We start from the raw sequence: 2,883 nt of genomic DNA, 5'->3' as shown, positions 1-2,883 counted from the left end.
AATATCCGACATGACCGCTCTCCTTTTTGTGGATCATTGCAGACCCACCTTGGCACATCGATGCCGCCGGAGGGCGGTTACATCATCAAAGCCATTCTCAATGAACTGCTTCAGTTTACCGGTGAAGTCCCTTACCCCACTTCCGCAAGTGCCGAAGATAATGTTCAGACCGATGAAACATATTTTGGCCACGACCAACATGAAGTTCTTGTGGTCTCATCGACCGCAATCGAGTCAGGAAAAACTGAAGAAATGGCCGCCACGGACGGTCAAATTGACCGGCAAGTAGAGTCACAAAAGATTTATACAACCAAAAGAGCCACACTAGAAAAAATCAACCCGGTGTACCTGTGGAGCACTTACGTCAACATCGTAGCCTTCTTTCCAGAAGAGCCTCGAAGCGAAGCAATGCTCAAACAAACAATCTTCCAAGCCGGTAGCATCGCTGCCGTGAAGGAACGGACTATGGCAGACGCAATTCATTCAATCGGATGGAGTCGTATGCTTCGGGCGATAGATTATCTAATTGGGAATGCGCACCGCATTAAAAATCCGGACAGCTATATGAGAAGCATCATTTATGACCTGACGGCCAATCGACATCAGATGGTATCATAGGGCTCTAGCCAACGTATCAGTTTTTCTCGATACACCGGCCAGACGTTATGGGCACTTCGATGTTCGATGTTCGATGTTCGATGTTTGGCCGCGGCCAAACATTACTGGTCAGTAATCATCGCGACATAGAAATTAGTCATGCAGTTGCACGACTTCACGGTACTTGGCCACGCCAGAACAAGTCTAATTTGCAAGCCGTCGAAGCGAGCTTCAGATCCTGAACGGGTTTGGCCGCGGACAAACATACGGCATACATGAAAATGCAGGAAGCCTGATTACCCGCTGATAAATCCTACGAGAAACTTTGTAGGTTCTCACCTCGGGATGTGTCGTTTTGCGCCATTTAATAGCCAGCAGCTTCTGCGTCGCTGGTTGCGTCGAAAGCGACGATGCTTTTCGATGACATAGCAGTGTAGCCTGGGCAGTTTACAAGGTGATAGATTTTTGGATTTCTGTTGGCGCGTACCGCAGGCAACTTATTCTCTGTAACCGAGGGTTGGTAGGTAGCATTCTCCCCACACCCGTCAGAACGGTGCGGCGCGAGCGACGACGGGCTGGTTTGCATGTAGTCATAGATGTCCGCAGTCGTGATGGGTATAGGGAGACCAGAGTTGGCCTAGATGTAATCATGGTTCCCGTTCGTCGTCGACAGGGTGATGGTACCCTTGGTAATCAAAGGAGCTGATGTTGCTCTAAAGGTATTCTAAGCTGGGTTCGGCGGCGGCACATTGAAAACTCCTGCAATCAAATCGGCGATCCTTCGAACGTCTCAGTGAGTCCAGCGTTATACCATTGGCCGCGAACTCGCGCTCTTCAACACTGTCACCATAGATGACATGAACGGAGGCCAGCACGAACTGGAAGTTACCGCGGCAAATAGCCTCGAAATAACGTCATGTGAAACCATCCTTGTCATCAATGTAGACGACGGCACCATCAACCTATGTGATCTGATCCGTCTTCCAAATGAATGCATAATGCTCAGGGTATAAACCGTGGCCAAAACGGAGACAATGGCAGAGACCATCATAGCAATGAGGTTTTGGCGCGACATACTTTGATCATTCTTTCCCAAAATGATCTCAATATGCGAAAAAGGAAATCACAGACTGGGCATTATTTTTACCAACAGAAGCAATGTTAGCATTTTCCAATAGGGCAGGGGGGGGCAACATGTGTTGAGATAAATCTCTACGAGAGCAAAACATGCAAGAATGAAGGCAGATAGATCATTTGTCGGATTGCGCGAGTCCTGACCAAGCCTGTATGTCTGGGTCTTCAGGCTCTGGCACAGGGTTCTTTGTTGCAGGTCTTCGCGCTGACGTTGGGTATAGGTCGGATCATCGAGGATCCTTTCAAACGGGCGATCTCAGTTTTGTTGGCGAGCGACGTGGAACGGCAGGGATGAGTCCCGGAGGCACTTGCTTCATGGCCTTTGACGTTGAGACGAAGTATTTTGGCGGGCGTAGCGAGCCGAGAGAGAACGCCCACACGTCGCGAAGGCGGCTCGTCGGCACCAGTCTCATATATACCGACTCATTCAATCTCATAAATACGGGTGGTAAGTCTCAAGGAATTCTTCTTTCAGACAAGAACTTGCTAATTTTGCCGTCGTTTTTGTTTTATGGCCAGACTTTAAGTTGTTGAATTGTTTCGAGACGCATTCTTGCTTCATAGGTGGTCTCACAGTTCAAGAGTGGATTCTGCGACCTTCGGTGATGGGATCGCGTCACGACGCGTTTGCGAATCCATGAACGGAACGCCAGAACACATTGAGTATAGTGTTCTCGTTCAACAAAGTGCCTCCGGAGTTGCAAGGCCAGAGATTAAGCAAGAACCCGTCCACAGATGAACTGGAAAATTCGAAGGCGATAGGGCTGATTTCGGGTGCGTCCAGCCATGAAACTAGAACGACATCTGGCATGGGGGAGCGTATTTCAGTGTGTCCGATAAGGCAAACTTATTGGACATAATAAGGAACGGTAAGCTGGGGCGGTTTGCGCGCTATTTTGTGGATATAAGCGCCGCGATCGGATAGTCTACCGGCATGCCATTTGCCCAACCAACCCTTTCTGATGCTTCCGACACACTACCCCGGATGCCGCCGTGGGTCACCTCTGCGCGTGCACAAACCCTTGAAGATGTGGCGTTTTTGTCAGGGGCGGCATTGGCGACGCTGCATCTTGTGGTGGAGCGTGCGGATGTCCCCCACGACTTGTTGCGCAACAGGTTGAGCCTGACTGCGTCAGAGGCGTGCGTACGTCT

Annotated in this window: 2 protein-coding genes; both read left to right on the top strand. The window is 49.9% G+C overall.

What is annotated here, in order from left to right; all coding sequences use genetic code 11:
* On the top strand, window positions 1–618 hold a 618-nt coding region (locus tag BM174_RS21225; RefSeq protein ID WP_425442404.1), incomplete at its 5' end, for a hypothetical protein.
* Between the two features lie 2,047 nt (window positions 619–2,665).
* Window positions 2,666–2,883: DUF1403 family protein (locus BM174_RS20625; RefSeq protein ID WP_143092520.1), on the top strand; the 218-nt coding region annotated here is incomplete at its 3' end.

The organism is Sulfitobacter brevis (assembly GCF_900112755.1).
Classification (GTDB): domain Bacteria; phylum Pseudomonadota; class Alphaproteobacteria; order Rhodobacterales; family Rhodobacteraceae; genus Sulfitobacter; species Sulfitobacter brevis.
This window is presented reverse-complemented; position numbering and strand designations above follow the sequence as displayed.